At 51.3% G+C, this 14,667-nt stretch carries 13 protein-coding genes; 7 read left to right on the plus strand and 6 right to left on the minus strand.

The features are described from left to right. Positions 1–301: 301 nt before the first annotated feature. Positions 302–817, minus strand: coding sequence for a molybdopterin-guanine dinucleotide biosynthesis protein MobB (mobB, locus tag P9J57_RS00465; protein WP_013027793.1), 516 nt, complete (start codon positions 815–817; stop codon positions 302–304). Next, positions 817–1,389, minus strand: a complete 573-nt coding sequence (gene mobA / locus P9J57_RS00470) for a molybdenum cofactor guanylyltransferase MobA (RefSeq protein WP_014604729.1) — start codon at positions 1,387–1,389, stop codon at positions 817–819. The genes mobB and mobA overlap by 1 nt, the downstream gene beginning before the upstream one ends. Positions 1,390–1,441: 52 nt before the next feature. Between mobA and P9J57_RS00475 the strand changes: the two genes are divergently transcribed. The 5 genes from P9J57_RS00475 (at position 1,442) to spfP (ending at position 6,886) form a co-directional block, all read left to right on the plus strand. Continuing rightward, on the plus strand, positions 1,442–1,717 hold the full coding sequence (locus P9J57_RS00475; protein WP_013027791.1) for a YihD family protein: 276 nt from the start codon (positions 1,442–1,444) through the stop codon (positions 1,715–1,717). Between the two features lie 45 nt (positions 1,718–1,762). Beyond that, positions 1,763–2,749: a serine/threonine protein kinase gene (locus P9J57_RS00480; protein WP_013027790.1), complete on the plus strand. Its 987-nt coding sequence runs from the start codon at positions 1,763–1,765 to the stop codon at positions 2,747–2,749. Positions 2,750–2,774: 25 nt separating this feature from the next. Further along, positions 2,775–3,404, plus strand: coding sequence for a thiol:disulfide interchange protein DsbA (gene dsbA / locus P9J57_RS00485; protein WP_013027789.1), 630 nt, complete (start codon positions 2,775–2,777; stop codon positions 3,402–3,404). 379 nt (positions 3,405–3,783) lie between these two features. Then, positions 3,784–6,570, plus strand: a complete 2,787-nt coding sequence (polA, locus tag P9J57_RS00490; protein WP_014332985.1) for a DNA polymerase I — start codon at positions 3,784–3,786, stop codon at positions 6,568–6,570. A gap of 268 nt (positions 6,571–6,838) precedes the next feature. Continuing rightward, positions 6,839–6,886, plus strand: a complete 48-nt coding sequence (gene spfP, locus P9J57_RS00495) for a small protein SpfP (RefSeq protein ID WP_071892919.1) — start codon at positions 6,839–6,841, stop codon at positions 6,884–6,886. A gap of 79 nt (positions 6,887–6,965) precedes the next feature. On the opposite strand, the gene yihA is transcribed toward spfP, so the two are convergent. After that, positions 6,966–7,601, minus strand: a complete 636-nt coding sequence (yihA, locus tag P9J57_RS00500; protein WP_033766259.1) for a ribosome biogenesis GTP-binding protein YihA/YsxC — start codon at positions 7,599–7,601, stop codon at positions 6,966–6,968. A gap of 549 nt (positions 7,602–8,150) precedes the next feature. Between yihA and yihI the strand changes: the two genes are divergently transcribed. Together yihI and hemN are read left to right on the plus strand one after the other, a co-directional pair. Continuing rightward, entirely contained in the window at positions 8,151–8,672 is a 522-nt protein-coding gene (yihI, locus tag P9J57_RS00505; RefSeq protein ID WP_014332987.1) for a Der GTPase-activating protein YihI, read from the plus strand. Positions 8,673–8,906: 234 nt separating this feature from the next. Next, positions 8,907–10,280 (plus strand): oxygen-independent coproporphyrinogen III oxidase, encoded by a 1,374-nt coding sequence (hemN, locus tag P9J57_RS00510; RefSeq protein WP_019105380.1) that lies wholly within the window; start codon positions 8,907–8,909, stop codon positions 10,278–10,280. A 40-nt stretch (positions 10,281–10,320) separates the two neighbouring features. Here the strand turns inward: hemN and glnG are convergent, their stop codons facing one another. The 3 genes from glnG to glnA form a co-directional block, all read right to left on the minus strand. After that, on the minus strand, positions 10,321–11,730 hold the full coding sequence (gene glnG, locus P9J57_RS00515; RefSeq protein WP_014332989.1) for a nitrogen regulation protein NR(I): 1,410 nt from the start codon (positions 11,728–11,730) through the stop codon (positions 10,321–10,323). 7 nt (positions 11,731–11,737) lie between these two features. After that, complete coding sequence (gene glnL, locus P9J57_RS00520; RefSeq protein ID WP_014332990.1) at positions 11,738–12,787, minus strand: nitrogen regulation protein NR(II); 1,050 nt, start codon at positions 12,785–12,787, stop codon at positions 11,738–11,740. Between the two features lie 193 nt (positions 12,788–12,980). Then, positions 12,981–14,390, minus strand: a complete 1,410-nt coding sequence (glnA, locus tag P9J57_RS00525; protein WP_014332991.1) for a glutamate--ammonia ligase — start codon at positions 14,388–14,390, stop codon at positions 12,981–12,983. Positions 14,391–14,667 lie beyond the last annotated feature (277 nt).

Genomic DNA, 14,667 nt, shown 5'->3' on the forward strand with positions numbered 1-14,667 from the left:
GAAGAAGCCCTGAACTGACGTTCAGGGCTTTTTTACGTCTGCGATCTGGCAGATAACCCCTCATCTCTGCGCCGTTCCGGACCGGACGCATCCCTTTACCGGCGTTTAACGGGCAACGGTGAACCTGCAGCAAGGCACGGGTGCAGTGGCGGAGCGACGTAAAACACAGGCACGTCATCTGGTACGCGGCAGACAGGCTCTAACGATGATGGTAATTACACCTTCTTTGCCGTTCGAAGACGGGAAAACCCTCTACTGAACGCTGCTGATCTGCATCATCCACTCGCTACCCATTGTGTTGTCAGCTATGCGCCTTTTTACCCAGCCATGTCAGGATAAATGCGGCCACTTCTTGTGGCTGGTTGATGTTCAAAACGGGCACATTCAGGTTTAAAGTCGTGTCGTCACAGGCGACAGCCACCACCTTCTCATCCAGCAGTGCTGCTAGCTCACCTTTAATACCCGAGCGCCAAAGCACAATTTTGGCGACTGGCTCATCTTTAAATCCTTCGACTAACACTACATCCAGCTGTTCGCTGTCCATTCGTCCCACTAACGCCATTAAGCTGACAGGCTGCTCAGGCGTTTCACACATGAGTGCCCAACGCCTGTCGCTGGCGACAATAACCTGATCGGCTCCGGCCTGGCGCAGTCGATAACTGTCCTTGCCTGGCGTATCTACGTCCATGTCATGGTGGGTATGCTTAATTAATCCTGCACGTATCTCCTGCGCCCTTAACAAGGGTATAACTTGCTCGAGTAGTGTGGTTTTACCGGTCCCACTCCAGGCGACAATGGCCAACAACGGAACACACATTATGATTTCTCCTGCTCCACAAGGTCGTCAGGCGTATTGATGTTGCTGAACGCTGACTCTGGATCGCTAAATAAAACCGGGTGCCCACCATGCTCACGCATAAACTGCATAAGCCTGCGCTCCCCCCGTAACAACCATGTCTCCAGATCGTCGGCAATCGCCTTATTCATCAAGGCCAGGGTTGGATGATCCCGCTGGGAGGATTTCACCCATACAGCAGGTGCGTTGTTACGCTGCTGCCAGAGGCGCGCAACAAAATCACCGGGGATCTGAGGTGTATCACAGGCACAAAATGCCACCCAATCAGTGGGGCTGTGCCGTAAACCGCTCAACATACCTGCAAGCGGTCCTGGGTAGTCCTTGATTGAATCGGTTACGACCTGATAACCACTTAGCTGATAACGATCAATGTTGCGGTTAGCGCTTATTAACACAATGTCTACCTGCGGCCTCAACCGCTGTAGAACGTGTTGGTATAGGGGTTTACTCTGCATCATGAGTAATCCTTTATCCTGCCCGCCCATACGGCTACCTTGTCCACCAGCAAGGATTACACCGGTAAATGCTGCCATCTTGTCTCCTTGTGTCATTCTGGACGTGAATCACCTGCATTGAGGAATCATTATGAAAACCCATCGGCTGACTGAACTGCTTGAACTCCTGCAACCGGCATGGGAGAAAGAGCCCGATCTTAACCTGTTGGCATTTTTACAAAAACTGGCCCACGAGTCTGGTTTCATTGGCCCATTAAGTGAATTAAGCGATGACGTATTGATTTATCATCTAAAAATGCGTGATTCAGCCAGCGACGATCAGATTCCAGGCTTGAAAAAAGATTATGAAGTCGATTTTAAAACCGCCCTGCTACGTGCACGTGGTGTCATCAAAAATGACGAGTAGTGTTATCCTTGGCCATTAACCGTAAAGATAAGCACAGGGATAACCATGAGTGATGCCGCCTTTAACTTCCAGACACTCAATCCTGATGTCCTGTTGGATGCGCTTTGGGAAACGGGCATACGGGTAGATTCCGGTTTAACCGCCCTGAACAGCTATGAAAATCGGGTTTATCAGTTTAGCGACGATGAAAAACGTCGCTATGTGGCCAAGTTTTATCGCCCTCAGCGCTGGAGTGCAGAACAGATCACCGAAGAGCATCGGTTTTCCCAGGATTTACTGGATGATGAGGTGCCGATTGCCGCGCCGTTAGTTTTGCAGGGCGATACGCTGCAACGTCATGCTGGCTTTTACTATGCGGTCTTTCCCAGCCTGGGTGGACGGCAGTATGAAACCGACAACGAAGATCAGATGGAATGGGTAGGCCGTTTCCTGGGACGTATTCATCAAACTGGCCGCAAAAGCCTGTTTCAGCAACGCCCATCCATAGGGCTGGAAGAATATCTGGAGCAGCCGCGAGAAGTCCTGGCAAAGGCTGAGCTCGTGCCTGCGTCACTCCGCCCAGCATTGCTGGAAGCTGTCGATAAACTTGGCATCACGCTGCGGCAGTGCTGGCATAGCGACTGGCAGCCGCTACGCTTACATGGTGATTGCCACCCGGGCAATATTCTGTGGCGCGATGGCCCGCTGTTTGTCGATCTTGATGATGCCCGCAATGGTCCCGCTATTCAGGATCTGTGGATGTTAATAAGTGGCGATAGGCAGGAACAGCGTATTCAGTGGGATATTCTGTTGGACGCATACAGCGAATTCAGCGACTTCGATATTAACGAATTGTCACTGATTGAGCCTTTACGTGCTATGCGCATGATTTATTATCTGGCCTGGGTCGTGCGCCGCTGGCAGGATCCCGCTTTTCCGCGCGCTTTCCCCTGGATGACGGATGAGGATTTCTGGCGCCGGCAAATTTTGCAGTTTATCGAGCAGGAAAAGGTGTTACGGGAACCTCCGTTGCAGCTGGCCCCGCAATTTTAATGAAAAGTCAGGAGAGTTTTCCCCAATGAAGAAAATATTTTTTGCACTGATGGGTTTGGTGCTGGCGTTCAGCGCATCTGCTGCACAATTCACTGAAGGTAAACAATACGTTAGCCTGCCTAAACCTGTTGCAGGTGAACCCCAGGTTATGGAGTTTTTCTCTTTTTTCTGCCCTCACTGCTACCAGTTTGAGCAAATTTACCACGTCGGTGATGCAGTTAAAAAGAATCTGCCAGCCGATACGAAGATGGTGAAGTACCACGTTGACTTCCTTGGCGGCGACTTAGGTCCCGTTGTCACTCATGCGTGGGCCGTCGCGATGGCGCTGGGCGTAGAAGATAAAGTGACTTCACCTATTTTTGATGGCATTCAGAAAAGCCAGACGATTACGGATGCAGCCAGCCTGAAAGACGTATTCATCAAAGCAGCGGGCATTTCTTCTGAGCAGTACGATGCGGCCTGGAACAGCTTTGCAGTAAAAGCCCTTGTTGCCCAGCAGCAAAAAGCGGCGTCTGACGTTGATCTGCGCGGCGTGCCAGCGATGTTTATTAACGGCAAATATATGGTTAATAATGGCGGTCTGGATACCAGCTCAATGGCAAACTTCGTGGCAGATTATGCCAACGTAGTGAAGTTCCTGGTTGAGAAAAAATAGCGTTTTACGCTGAGTTTTTTGCAAAACGCCAGCATACGCTGGCGTTTTCATTTGTAATTTGTGCGCCCATCGCTGACCTGTTGAAGAAGCACAGTTTTTCTATCCACACAAGCAAACATGCCATTAAAAATCACGATCGCATCACGGATTTATATTAACTATATGATTTTATTATTTTTAATTTTGGCTGAATCTTTTTTATGACATAAATAAACTATTGATATAATTTTTACGCACAAAGTTATCCACAGAAAGATCGTTGCGATCCTCATTACAGAAGCACGAAAAACGTCACTCCCTGTTTGTCTTGATTAACCCTTTTCGCCAAGGTGTGGCATCCTTATAGGCCAATCCATGGCAACGAAGAATACACAGACATATGGCGCAAATAGCAGAAAACCCCCTGATTTTGGTTGATGGCTCATCCTATCTTTATCGCGCGTACCACGCTTTCCCGCCGCTAACCAACAGCGCAGGAGAGCCTACTGGTGCTATGTATGGCGTGCTCAACATGCTGAAAAGCCTGTTGGTACAGTACAGCCCTACACATGTTGCTGTGGTGTTTGATGCTAAAGGCAAAACCTTCAGGGATGAACTGTTTGAACATTACAAATCCCACCGCCCACCGATGCCTGATGATTTGCGGTCACAAATAGAGCCGCTGCACGAAATGGTGCGTGCGATGGGCTTGCCGCTGTTGGCTGTCAGCGGCGTTGAAGCGGACGATGTGATTGGTACGCTGGCGTTAGAGGCAGAGAAAAAAGGCCACGCTGTTCTGATCAGCACCGGCGATAAAGATATGGCGCAGCTTGTCACACCGGGCATTACGCTAATCAATACCATGACGAATACCATTCTTGGCCCAGAAGAGGTTGAGCAGAAGTATGGTGTGCCACCGTCGTTGATCATCGATTTTCTGGCGATGATGGGGGACAGCTCAGATAATATTCCCGGCGTACCCGGCGTGGGTGAAAAAACAGCCCAGGCGCTGCTGCAGGGGCTGGGCGGGATGCAGTCCATTTACGACAATCTTGATAAAGTCGCCGATCTCTCTTTTCGCGGTGCAAAAACCATGGCCGCGAAACTGGAGCAGAATCGCGATGTTGCTTTTCTTTCTTATCAGCTTGCCACCATTAAAACAGACGTCGAGCTCGATCAACCCTGTGAAGCGCTTACTGTCAGCGAACCTGATGTTAACGCGCTGCAAGCGCTATTTAGCCGTTTCGAATTCAAGCGCTGGTTGACCGACCTGCAAGAGGGAAAATGGCTGCAGGGTACTAAAAGCAACCGGCAAGCCCAGCAGGTTCTTACCGATGAGCCGGTGGCGAGCGTTGAGGCCACCAGCCTGTTATCGGCTGACGGCTATATCACCATTTTGGATCAGCAAACCTTAGATGCCTGGGTGGAGAAGCTGAAAAACAGCGAGGTCTTTGCGTTCGATCTCGAAACCGATGGGCTGGATACGTTAACGGCTAATATCGTCGGCCTCAGTTTTGCGGTAGCGCCAGGTGAGGCGGCTTACCTGCCCGTGGCACATGATTACCTTGATGCGCCGGAGCAGCTCGACCGCGATGCCGTTCTTGCCCAACTCAAGCCGCTGCTCGAAGATCCTGACGCCAGTAAAGTGGGGCAAAATCTCAAATACGATCGTGGCGTGCTGAAAAACTACGATATTGAACTCGCCGGTATCAAATATGACACCATGCTGGAGTCATATATTCTGAACAGCGTAGTAGGCAAGCATGATATGGACAGCCTGTCTGCGCGGTGGCTGAATCATAAAACCATTACCTTTGAAGAGATCGCCGGTAAAGGGAAAAATCAGCTCACATTTAATCAAATCGCTTTAGAGCAGGCTGCACATTACGCAGCAGAAGATGCCGATGTCACTCTGCAACTGCATTTGAAAATGTGGCCTGAGCTTGAAAAAGAAGCCGGCCCTAAAAAGGTTTTTGAACAAATTGAAATGCCCCTGCTTAAGGTGATTTCACGTGTTGAGCGTAACGGCGTATTGATCGATCAAGCCATTCTGGCGCAGCACTCTAAAGAGCTGACATCGCGCCTGGCTGAGCTTGAGCTTAAAGCGCATGAGCTGGCGGGCGAGCCCTTTAATCTCTCATCGACCAAGCAGCTGCAGGTCATCCTGTTTGAAAAGCAGGGCATTAAGCCGACGAAGAAAACACCCGGAGGCGCGCCTTCTACCAGTGAAGAAGTCCTGGCTGAGCTGGCACTGGACTATCCGCTGCCAAAGGTCATTCTGGAGCACCGTGGGTTGTCGAAACTGAAGTCAACTTACACTGATAAACTGCCGCTGATGATCAATCCTGTCAGCGGTCGCGTGCACACGTCCTATCATCAGGCGGTAACGGCTACCGGTCGCCTGTCTTCAACCGATCCTAACCTGCAAAACATCCCGGTCCGTAACGATGAAGGACGCCGCATTCGTCAGGCCTTTGTTGCGGGCAAGGGGAATCGTATCGTGGCGGCGGACTATTCACAGATTGAACTGCGTATCATGGCGCATCTGTCACAGGATAAAGGGCTGCTTGATGCCTTTTCTCAGGGAGAAGATATTCACCGTGCCACTGCGTCAGAGGTCTTTGGCGTGCCGCTGTCTAAGGTCACGGGCGAACAACGTCGTAGCGCCAAGGCCATCAACTTTGGTCTTATCTACGGCATGAGCGCGTTTGGATTATCTCGCCAGCTGAACATTGGCGCAGGCGAAGCGAAAAAGTATATGGATTTGTACTTCGAGCGCTATCCTGGCGTGCTGCGCTATATGGAAAACACGCGGCAGCTTGCAGCCAGTAACGGGTATGTTGAAACGCTGGATGGACGCCGTTTGTGGTTGCCCGACATCAAGTCCAGTAATGCCATTCGTCGTAAAGCTGCTGAACGTGCGGCGATTAATGCCCCCATGCAGGGAACGGCCGCGGATATCATCAAACGCGCTATGATTGCGGTCGATGACTGGTTACAAAAGCAAACCGATGATGCGGTCAGGATGATCATGCAAGTGCACGATGAACTGGTGTTTGAAATCAAAGCTGAAGCCGTCGATGAAGCCAGCAAGCAGATTCGCGCGCTGATGGAGGGCAGTATGGCGCTGGATGTCCCCTTACTGGTCGAAGTCGGCGTAGGCGACAACTGGGATCAGGCGCATTAAGACTCTGGCTGGTGGCGTTTATGCGCCACCGCTGGCGCATTATCACGTGATCAGGCATGAAGCCGGCACACCGTGGTACCGGCGCTGCAAAACGATGCAGTAACTTATTATGGCCTAAGCACTTTTTTTGTAATTTAACTACATGCCATCCTCATTTTTGTGACGAGCATGGTAAAAAAAGTGACTAAAAATGAAAGAGAGCAACAAAAAAACCTTTGTTGCTCACAAAAAATCAGGTAAAGTTCGAGGCGTAGGGTACAGAGGTAAGATGTTCTATCTTTCAGACCTTTTACTTCACGTAATCGGATTTGGCTGAATTTAGCCGCCCCAGTCATTCTGTGACTGGGGCGTTTTTTATTGGGCTGACGCTAAAAAACGGCAGCCTGTGAGGTTTGTCAGGCTTCAGTGCCCTGATCTTCAACAGCAGGTTCGAGTTCACTAAACCAGCTATTCAGCTTATGGCGCACTTTGTCGACGCCGATTTTTTTCAGCGATGAGAAAACCTCAACCTGCACATCACCCATAAACGCCATTGAGGCTTCTTTCACCATATTGAGCTGGGCTTTACGTGCGCCGGAAGCGAGCTTGTCAGCTTTAGTCAGCAGCAGGAGTACAGGGATCTCGCTCTCAACCGCCCACTGAATCATTTGCTGATCCAGATCTTTAAGCGGGTGGCGGATATCCATCAGTATCACCAGGCCTTTAAGCGCCTGCCTTTTTTGCAGATATTCGCCCAATGCCCGTTGCCATTTGAGTTTCATCTCTTCTGGCACTTCAGCATAGCCGTAACCCGGTAAGTCTACGAGGCGCTTGCCTTCTGCAACTTCAAACAGGTTAATCAGCTGCGTACGACCGGGTGTTTTACTGGTTCGCGCCAGGCCTTTTTGATTGGTGAGCGTATTTAAGGCGCTGGATTTACCCGCGTTTGAACGACCAGCAAACGCAACTTCAATGCCGGTATCAGAGGGCAAATGGCGGATGTCCGGTGCGCTTAGAATGAAGCGGGTGACATGGTAATTCAGTTCAGACAAGGGAATACTCCAGAAACGCATTAGGGCAATGGCGCTGATTATACGCGTTATGGCGCGAAAGTGCTCAATACCATTGGTGAGGCGCCTTTGTAAGATATTTGCCATAAATTTTGCCCGTTATGTCTCTTTTTAGTTAAATAATTAAAAAAATAAACCATTAAAATTCAGTGAATTATACTTAAGTACAGGTTTTTTCGCCTAAAGACTGACATGTGTTACTTGAGCCTTTTACCATATGGTCTACATTATTCAGCAGTGCAGGACGCACTCATCAGGATGATGCGCTCAGGAATGTTGGGATAACGAAGAGCGGCTGGAATGGAAATGGCTATGGACGGGAGCCGGAAAAGGAAAGGGATACGCTCAGGAGTTGAGCAGGCGCAGGATTAACCGGGACGTTGTGAGCCGAAACGGATTTGAAACATGATTCCTTCTGCTGAAGGTATGAAATAAGGCGACAGCTTGAGCTGTCGCCTTTTTTCTTTGTCTGGTTTCTGCTAGATTTCGCCGCAATTCTATACTGAATAAAAAACACCGGGACCGAACATCATGAAGCAACCTGCAAGCGCTGCGAAAGGTAAGCCTGTCGCCAAGGCTAAACGTAAATCGCGTGAAGATATCAATAATGAAGCGCGCGATCGTAAACGCGATAAAAAGCATCGTGGCCATGCGTCAGGCAGCCGTGCTAATCCGCAAACGCAGAGCAACAACGGCAAGCAAAGCGCCGCTGCGAAAGACCCGCGTATTGGCAGCAAGAAGCCAGTGGCATTGATCGCTGACGAAAAGGCCGCACCGGCAAAAGCGAAAAACGTCGCGACCAAACCGGCGAGGGAGAAAAAAGTGTCTCTCACGCCTGAAGAGGAGCTGGCGCAGCTGGAGAACAGTGAGCGCCTGGATGCGCTGCTCGATCGTCTTGAAAAGGGTGAAACGTTGTCATCAGAAGATCAGGGCTGGCTTGACGTGACGCTGGATCGCATTGATGAACTGATGGAACAGCTTGGTATTGAAATGGACGAAGAGGAAGACCAGGAGGCGGAAGAGGATATGTATCGCCTGCTAAAAGGTAACTAAGCTGTATTGATCGGCATGCGCGCATGCGCATGCCATGCTTAACAGGTAAACGACAATGTTTTGGCCTGGATCAATTTTCGTGTTGTTGATGACATGTTATCTGCTGTGGTTATTGTTTAAACTACGGCGACTGTCGCGTCTGAAGCAGCGTTTACGTCGGGTTTCCGCCCGCTCACCTCTCTTTCCTTCTGGATCGCGACCTTTACGACGGCAACGTAAGCGGAAGGAGTGAGCATGTCAGCAATGCAGATCAAGTGGGACCAGGCGTTAATTGAAAAATATAACTCTGCCGGTCCGCGTTACACGTCTTATCCCACCGCCTTAGCGTTCAACGATAAGTTTACCGATAACGACTTCAGACACGCCATTGAACGTTATCCGCAACGTGCCTTATCGCTGTATATCCACATCCCGTTCTGTCATCGCCTGTGCTACTTCTGTGGCTGCAATAAGATTGTCACGCGTCAGCTGCATAAAGCCGACCGTTATCTGAATGCGCTTGAGCAGGAGATCACTGCCCGCGCACCGCTGTTTAAGGGTCGTCAGGTTAGCCAGCTGCACTGGGGCGGCGGAACGCCCACGTTCCTTAATAAACAGCAAATCAGCCGGCTGGTGGCGCTGTTAAAGCAGCACTTTACCTTTATCGACGACGCAGAGATGTCGATCGAGGTCGATCCACGTGAAATTGAACTGGATATGATCGATCACCTGCGCGCGTGTGGTTTCAATCGCCTGAGCATGGGCGTGCAGGATTTCAATAAAGCCGTGCAGGAGCGGGTGAATCGGGTACAGGATGAAGCGGTCATTTTTGCCTTGATGGCGCGGGCGCGCGAGCAGGGATTTCGTTCAACCAGCATCGATTTGATTTACGGGTTGCCGCTGCAAACGCCTGAAAGCTTCGCTTATACCTTGCAGCGCGTTATCGCATTGGATCCTGATCGCCTCAGCGTCTTTAACTATGCCCATCTCCCCGCGCTGTTCGCCGCACAGCGTAAAATTAAAGAAGATGAGCTGCCCTCAGCACAGCAGAAGCTGGATATCCTCCAGCAGACCATTACCACGCTGACCCAACAGGGCTATCAGTTTATTGGTATGGATCACTTTGCTAAACCGCAGGACGAGCTGGCAGTTGCGCAACGTGAAGGAAAACTGCACCGCAACTTTCAGGGTTATACGACACAGGGCGACAGTGACTTGCTGGGGCTTGGCGTATCTGCGATTAGCATGATCGGCGACAGCTATGCGCAAAACCAGAAAGGGCTTAACGACTGGTACAGTCAGGTTGAAAAACAGGGCCATGGCCTGTGGCGCGGATTACTGCTCAGTGAAGACGACTGCTTACGTCGCGACGTGATTAAAAGGCTGATCTGCAATTTCTCACTTGATTTCAGCACGGTCGAAGCGCAGTGGAATATTCAGTTTGAACGCTATTTTGCGGAAGACATGGCGCTGTTAAAACCGCTGATTAGTGATGGGCTGGTGGAGCAGCATGCAACGGACCTGAGAGTGACGGGAGCCGGACGCTTGCTGATTCGAAATATCTGTATGTGTTTTGATGCGTATCTACGTCACAAGGCGCGGCAGCAGCAGTTTTCACGCGTCATATAAAAAAGCCGGAGCAGCCTGCGCTGTTCCGGCGGTGGATTTCTTATTCCATGCCCAGTTCTTTGAGCTTACGCGTCAGGGTATTTCTCCCCCAACCCAGCAAACGTGCCGCTTCCTGTTTGTGGCCCTGAGTATGACGGAGCGCCGTGGTCAGCAACGTACGCTCCATCTCCGGCTGGGCTTCAGACAGTAGATTTTGATGACCGGAACGCAAGGCGCGGTCAGCCCACTGCGCCAGCAGGGTTGCCCAGTTATCCGGCAACGACTGAGTAGGGCTTTCCGGGGTACTGGATTCAAACAGCTCTGGCGGAAGATCCTGGATCAGCACTTCCTGTCCCGCCGCCATAACGGTTAACCACCGACAGGTATTCTCCAACTGGCGCACGTTACCCGACCAGTGCAGACGTGTCAGCGCGGTTTCGGTTTCCGCGTGCAGAATCTTGGCCTCAACCCCCAGTTCCCGTGCCGCAACCTGGAGGAAATAACGGGCCAGACGCGGGATATCCTCACGGCGCTCACGCAACGGCGGCAGATGCACGCGGATGACGTTCAGACGATGGAATAAATCCTCACGGAACTTGCCTTCCTGCACCCGCAGTTCAAGGTTCTGATGCGTTGCGGCAATAATACGGACGTCAACTTTTACCGGCGCATAGCCGCCGACGCGGTAAAATTGCCCGTCAGCCAGAACGCGCAGCAGTCGTGTCTGAACATCCAGCGGCATATCGCCGATTTCGTCTAAAAACAGCGTGCCGCCATCAGCCTGTTCAAAACGGCCCTGACGGATCTGATTGGCACCGGTAAACGCCCCTTTTTCATGACCAAACAGTTCTGACTCGATCAAATCCTTGGGAATCGCGGCCATATTCAGGGCAATAAACGGCGCTTTGCTGCGAGGGCTGTGGCGATGCAGCGCATGCGCAACCAGTTCTTTACCCGTACCGGATTCCCCGTTGATCAGGACGCTGATCGACGAGCGAGAGAGACGGCCAATAATACGAAACACATCCTGCATGGCGGGCGCTTCGCCGATAATATCGGTGGTCGGGCCGCTGACAGGCTGATTACGTGGCTGCTGCTGTTCCTGATAGTGGCTGATGGCGCGCTCGACCAGCGCAACAGCCTCATCAATATCAAACGGCTTGGGCAGATAATCAAAGGCCCCTTGCTGATAGGCACTGACCGCGGCATCCAGATCGGAGTGCGCCGTCATGATGATGACCGGGAGCATGGGATGGCGCTGTTTAATCTGTTTTAGCAGCGTCAGCCCGTCCATTCCGGGCATACGAATGTCTGACAATAAAACGTCCGGCGTTTTTGTCGCTAATGCGTTCAGCACGTCGTTCGCACTGTCAAAGGTCGCACAGCTCAAACCGGCTCCAGTGAGCGCGCGTTCAAGCACCCAGCGGATGGAGCTATCGTCATCGACGATCCAGACTATCCCTCGTTGCATAGAAACCTCACTGGCGAATAGGCAGGTAAACCGAAAATTCGGTATGACCTGGCCAACTGTTAAACTCAATTTTTCCTGAATGCTGATCAATCAGGCTACGGGCAATAGAAAGACCTAAACCGGTTCCGCCTTCACGTCCGCTTACCATCGGATAAAACAGCGTATCCTGAAGCTGAGCCGGAATGCCGGGACCGTCATCTTCGATATCAATACGGGCGACCAGGCGATACCGCGTACCGTGCAGCGTCAGCTGAAAGGCGGTACGGGTGCGAATGACTATCGTGCCACCGTCCTCGCCCAGCGCCTGCAGCGCATTACGCACCACATTCAGCAGTACCTGTTCGATCTGGTCGGGATCGTGGGGCAACTCCGGCAGGCTGGGATCGTAATCGCGGACCAGAGACACATTTTCTGGCAGCTCCATCGAGACCAGGTTGACCACCCGTTCGGCGACCTGATGAATACTCTGGGTGATGTGCATCCCGGGCTGTTGCGGCCCTAATAAGCGATCCACCAGATTCCGCAGGCGATCGGCCTGTTCAATAATGACTTTGGTATATTCATTCAGCGCGGGATCGGGCAGGGCGCGAGACAGCAGCTGGGCCGCACCGCGCAGTCCGCCTAACGGATTTTTAATCTCATGAGCCAGCCCACGCACCAGATCGCGTGCCGCAACCTGCTGAGCATGCTGGAGTTGTTCCTGGCTCAGGCGACGTTGATTATCCATGGGCGCCATTTCCAGCAAAATCAGGCCATCAGGCAAGCGCTGCGCTGTCAGCGACATAATATGTGCCCGACCATCGACCACCAGGGTAACTTCACTGTCCGTAAAGCCCTGGCCCGCCTCAAGACTCTCGCGCATTACCTCGACATTCAGCGAAAAGTAGCCGGTCAGTTCAGGTAACGGCGTGCCGAATAATTTACGCGAGCTTTGCGCCAGTAATTGCTGTGCCGCGGGGTTGGCGTAGTGAATAACCAAATCGTTATCCACCAACAAAATACTGTTGATTAAGGTATTGAGAATCTGCCCGGCATCGGGCAGTGAGGCAGTTGCCATACAGCGTTCCTCTGCACTGATTTAGTGCATTGTAATCTTTAAGCCGGAATTAAAGCGAATGAACGATGAATTCGCGGAGAAAAAAGCCCATCCGAAGATGGGCTAAAGTTTCCACGGCAACAAAAAAACGTTTCAGACTATCGGTGCCGCCTTTGCAAGATCTGTCTGCGGCACCCATTTGCTTATTCTGAAATTAAACGCTGTAGTACAGTTCGAACTCAACCGGGTGCGGCGTCATGCGCACACGATCGTTTTCGGATTTACGCAGTTCGATATAGGCATCGATCGCGTCATCAGTGAACACGCCGCCACGGGTCAGGAACTCGCGGTCTTCGTTCAGGGCAATCAGCGCTTCTTCCAGTGAACCTGCAACTTTTGGAATTTCAGCTTCTTCTTCCGGTGGCAGGTCATACAGGTTTTTGTCCATCGCATCGCCAGGATGGATCTTGTTGATGATGCCATCAAGACCCGCCATCAGCAGTGCGGTAAACGCCAGGTATGGGTTAGCCGCTGGATCCGGGAAGCGCGCTTCAATACGACGTGCTTTCGGGCTGGCAACAACCGGGATACGGATTGAGGCTGAACGGTTACGCGCTGAATAGGCCAGCATCACCGGCGCTTCATAACCCGGCACCAGACGCTTGTAGGAGTTGGTGGTTGGGTTCGCCAGGGCGTTAATAGCTTTAGCATGCTTGATGATGCCGCCAATGTAGAACAGCGCCATTTCAGACAGGCCGCCGTACTTATCGCCAGAGAACAGGTTCTGACCGCCTTTAGACAGCGACATATGGCAGTGCATACCGGAACCATTATCACCAAACATCGGTTTTGGCATAAAGGTCGCCGTTTTGCCGTAGGCATGAGCCACGTTGTGAACGACATATTTGTAGATCTGAATTTCGTCAGCTTTTTTGGTCATGGTATTGAAGCGTGTAGCCACTTCGTTCTGACCTGCTGTTGCAACTTCATGGTGATGGGCTTCAACAACCAGACCCATTTGCTCCATGGTCAGACACATGGCAGAACGGATGTCCTGTGATGAGTCAACCGGTGGAACCGGGAAGTAACCGCCTTTCAGGCCTGGACGGTGGCCTTTGTTGCCGCCTTCGTATTCTTTGCCGGTGTTCCAGGCTGCTTCGATATCGTCGATAGCAACATGAGAACCCGAAGTTGAAGAACCAAAACGAATATCGTCAAACAGGAAGAACTCTGGCTCTGGGCCAAACAGAACGGTATCCGCAATGCCTGAAGAACGCAGGTAATCTTCCGCGCGCTTAGCGATAGAACGTGGATCGCGGTCATAGCCCTGCATGGTGCCTGGCTCAAGAATGTCGCAACGAATGATCAGGGTAGAATCTTCAAAGAAAGGATCCATTACCGCCGTGGTTGCATCCGGCATCAGCACCATGTCTGATTCGTTAATGCCTTTCCAGCCGCCGATGGAAGAGCCATCGAACATCTTGCCTTCTTCGAAGAAGTCAGCGTTAACCTGGTGAGCCGGAATAGTAACGTGCTGTTCTTTACCTTTGGTATCGGTAAAACGCAGGTCAACAAACTTAACTTCATGCTCGTTCATCATCGAGAGAACGTGTTCAGCGGACATACTCAACTCTCCTGGAAATGGTCATTGTCTACATGGCGAGAACCGGGTTACGGAATAGACGACTGTTAACTGTCTTTCCTGAATCTGATCCTGACCAGCTCTGTAACCGTTGTCTTACATCGTTTTCATCTGGATAATACAAAGCGAATTCTGTGCCAACTTTATTTCTTTGCACAAAATCGCGCTGTCATGCACCTTTTTGTCATAAAGGTCATGCACCATGATAGTTGCATTGCACTGTTTGTGTGCGGTTGGGTTGAAAGTGAGCACTTTTTTG

The sequence above is a fragment of the Pantoea sp. nfd-35 genome, from assembly GCF_056892255.1.

Coding starts and splice junctions, on each gene's coding strand:
- dsbA (WP_013027789.1), top strand. CDS start 2,775: ATGAAGAAAATATTTTTTGCACTGATGGGTTTGGTGCTGGCGTTCAGC.
- polA (WP_014332985.1), top strand. CDS start 3,784: ATGGCGCAAATAGCAGAAAACCCCCTGATTTTGGTTGATGGCTCATCC.
- P9J57_RS00475 (WP_013027791.1), top strand. CDS start 1,442: ATGAAAACCCATCGGCTGACTGAACTGCTTGAACTCCTGCAACCGGCA.
- yihI (WP_014332987.1), top strand. CDS start 8,151: ATGAAGCAACCTGCAAGCGCTGCGAAAGGTAAGCCTGTCGCCAAGGCT.
- glnA (WP_014332991.1), bottom strand. CDS start 14,390: ATGTCCGCTGAACACGTTCTCTCGATGATGAACGAGCATGAAGTTAAG.
- glnG (WP_014332989.1), bottom strand. CDS start 11,730: ATGCAACGAGGGATAGTCTGGATCGTCGATGACGATAGCTCCATCCGC.
- mobB (WP_013027793.1), bottom strand. CDS start 817: ATGTGTGTTCCGTTGTTGGCCATTGTCGCCTGGAGTGGGACCGGTAAA.
- hemN (WP_019105380.1), top strand. CDS start 8,907: ATGTCAGCAATGCAGATCAAGTGGGACCAGGCGTTAATTGAAAAATAT.
- glnL (WP_014332990.1), bottom strand. CDS start 12,787: ATGGCAACTGCCTCACTGCCCGATGCCGGGCAGATTCTCAATACCTTA.
- P9J57_RS00480 (WP_013027790.1), top strand. CDS start 1,763: ATGAGTGATGCCGCCTTTAACTTCCAGACACTCAATCCTGATGTCCTG.
- mobA (WP_014604729.1), bottom strand. CDS start 1,389: ATGGCAGCATTTACCGGTGTAATCCTTGCTGGTGGACAAGGTAGCCGT.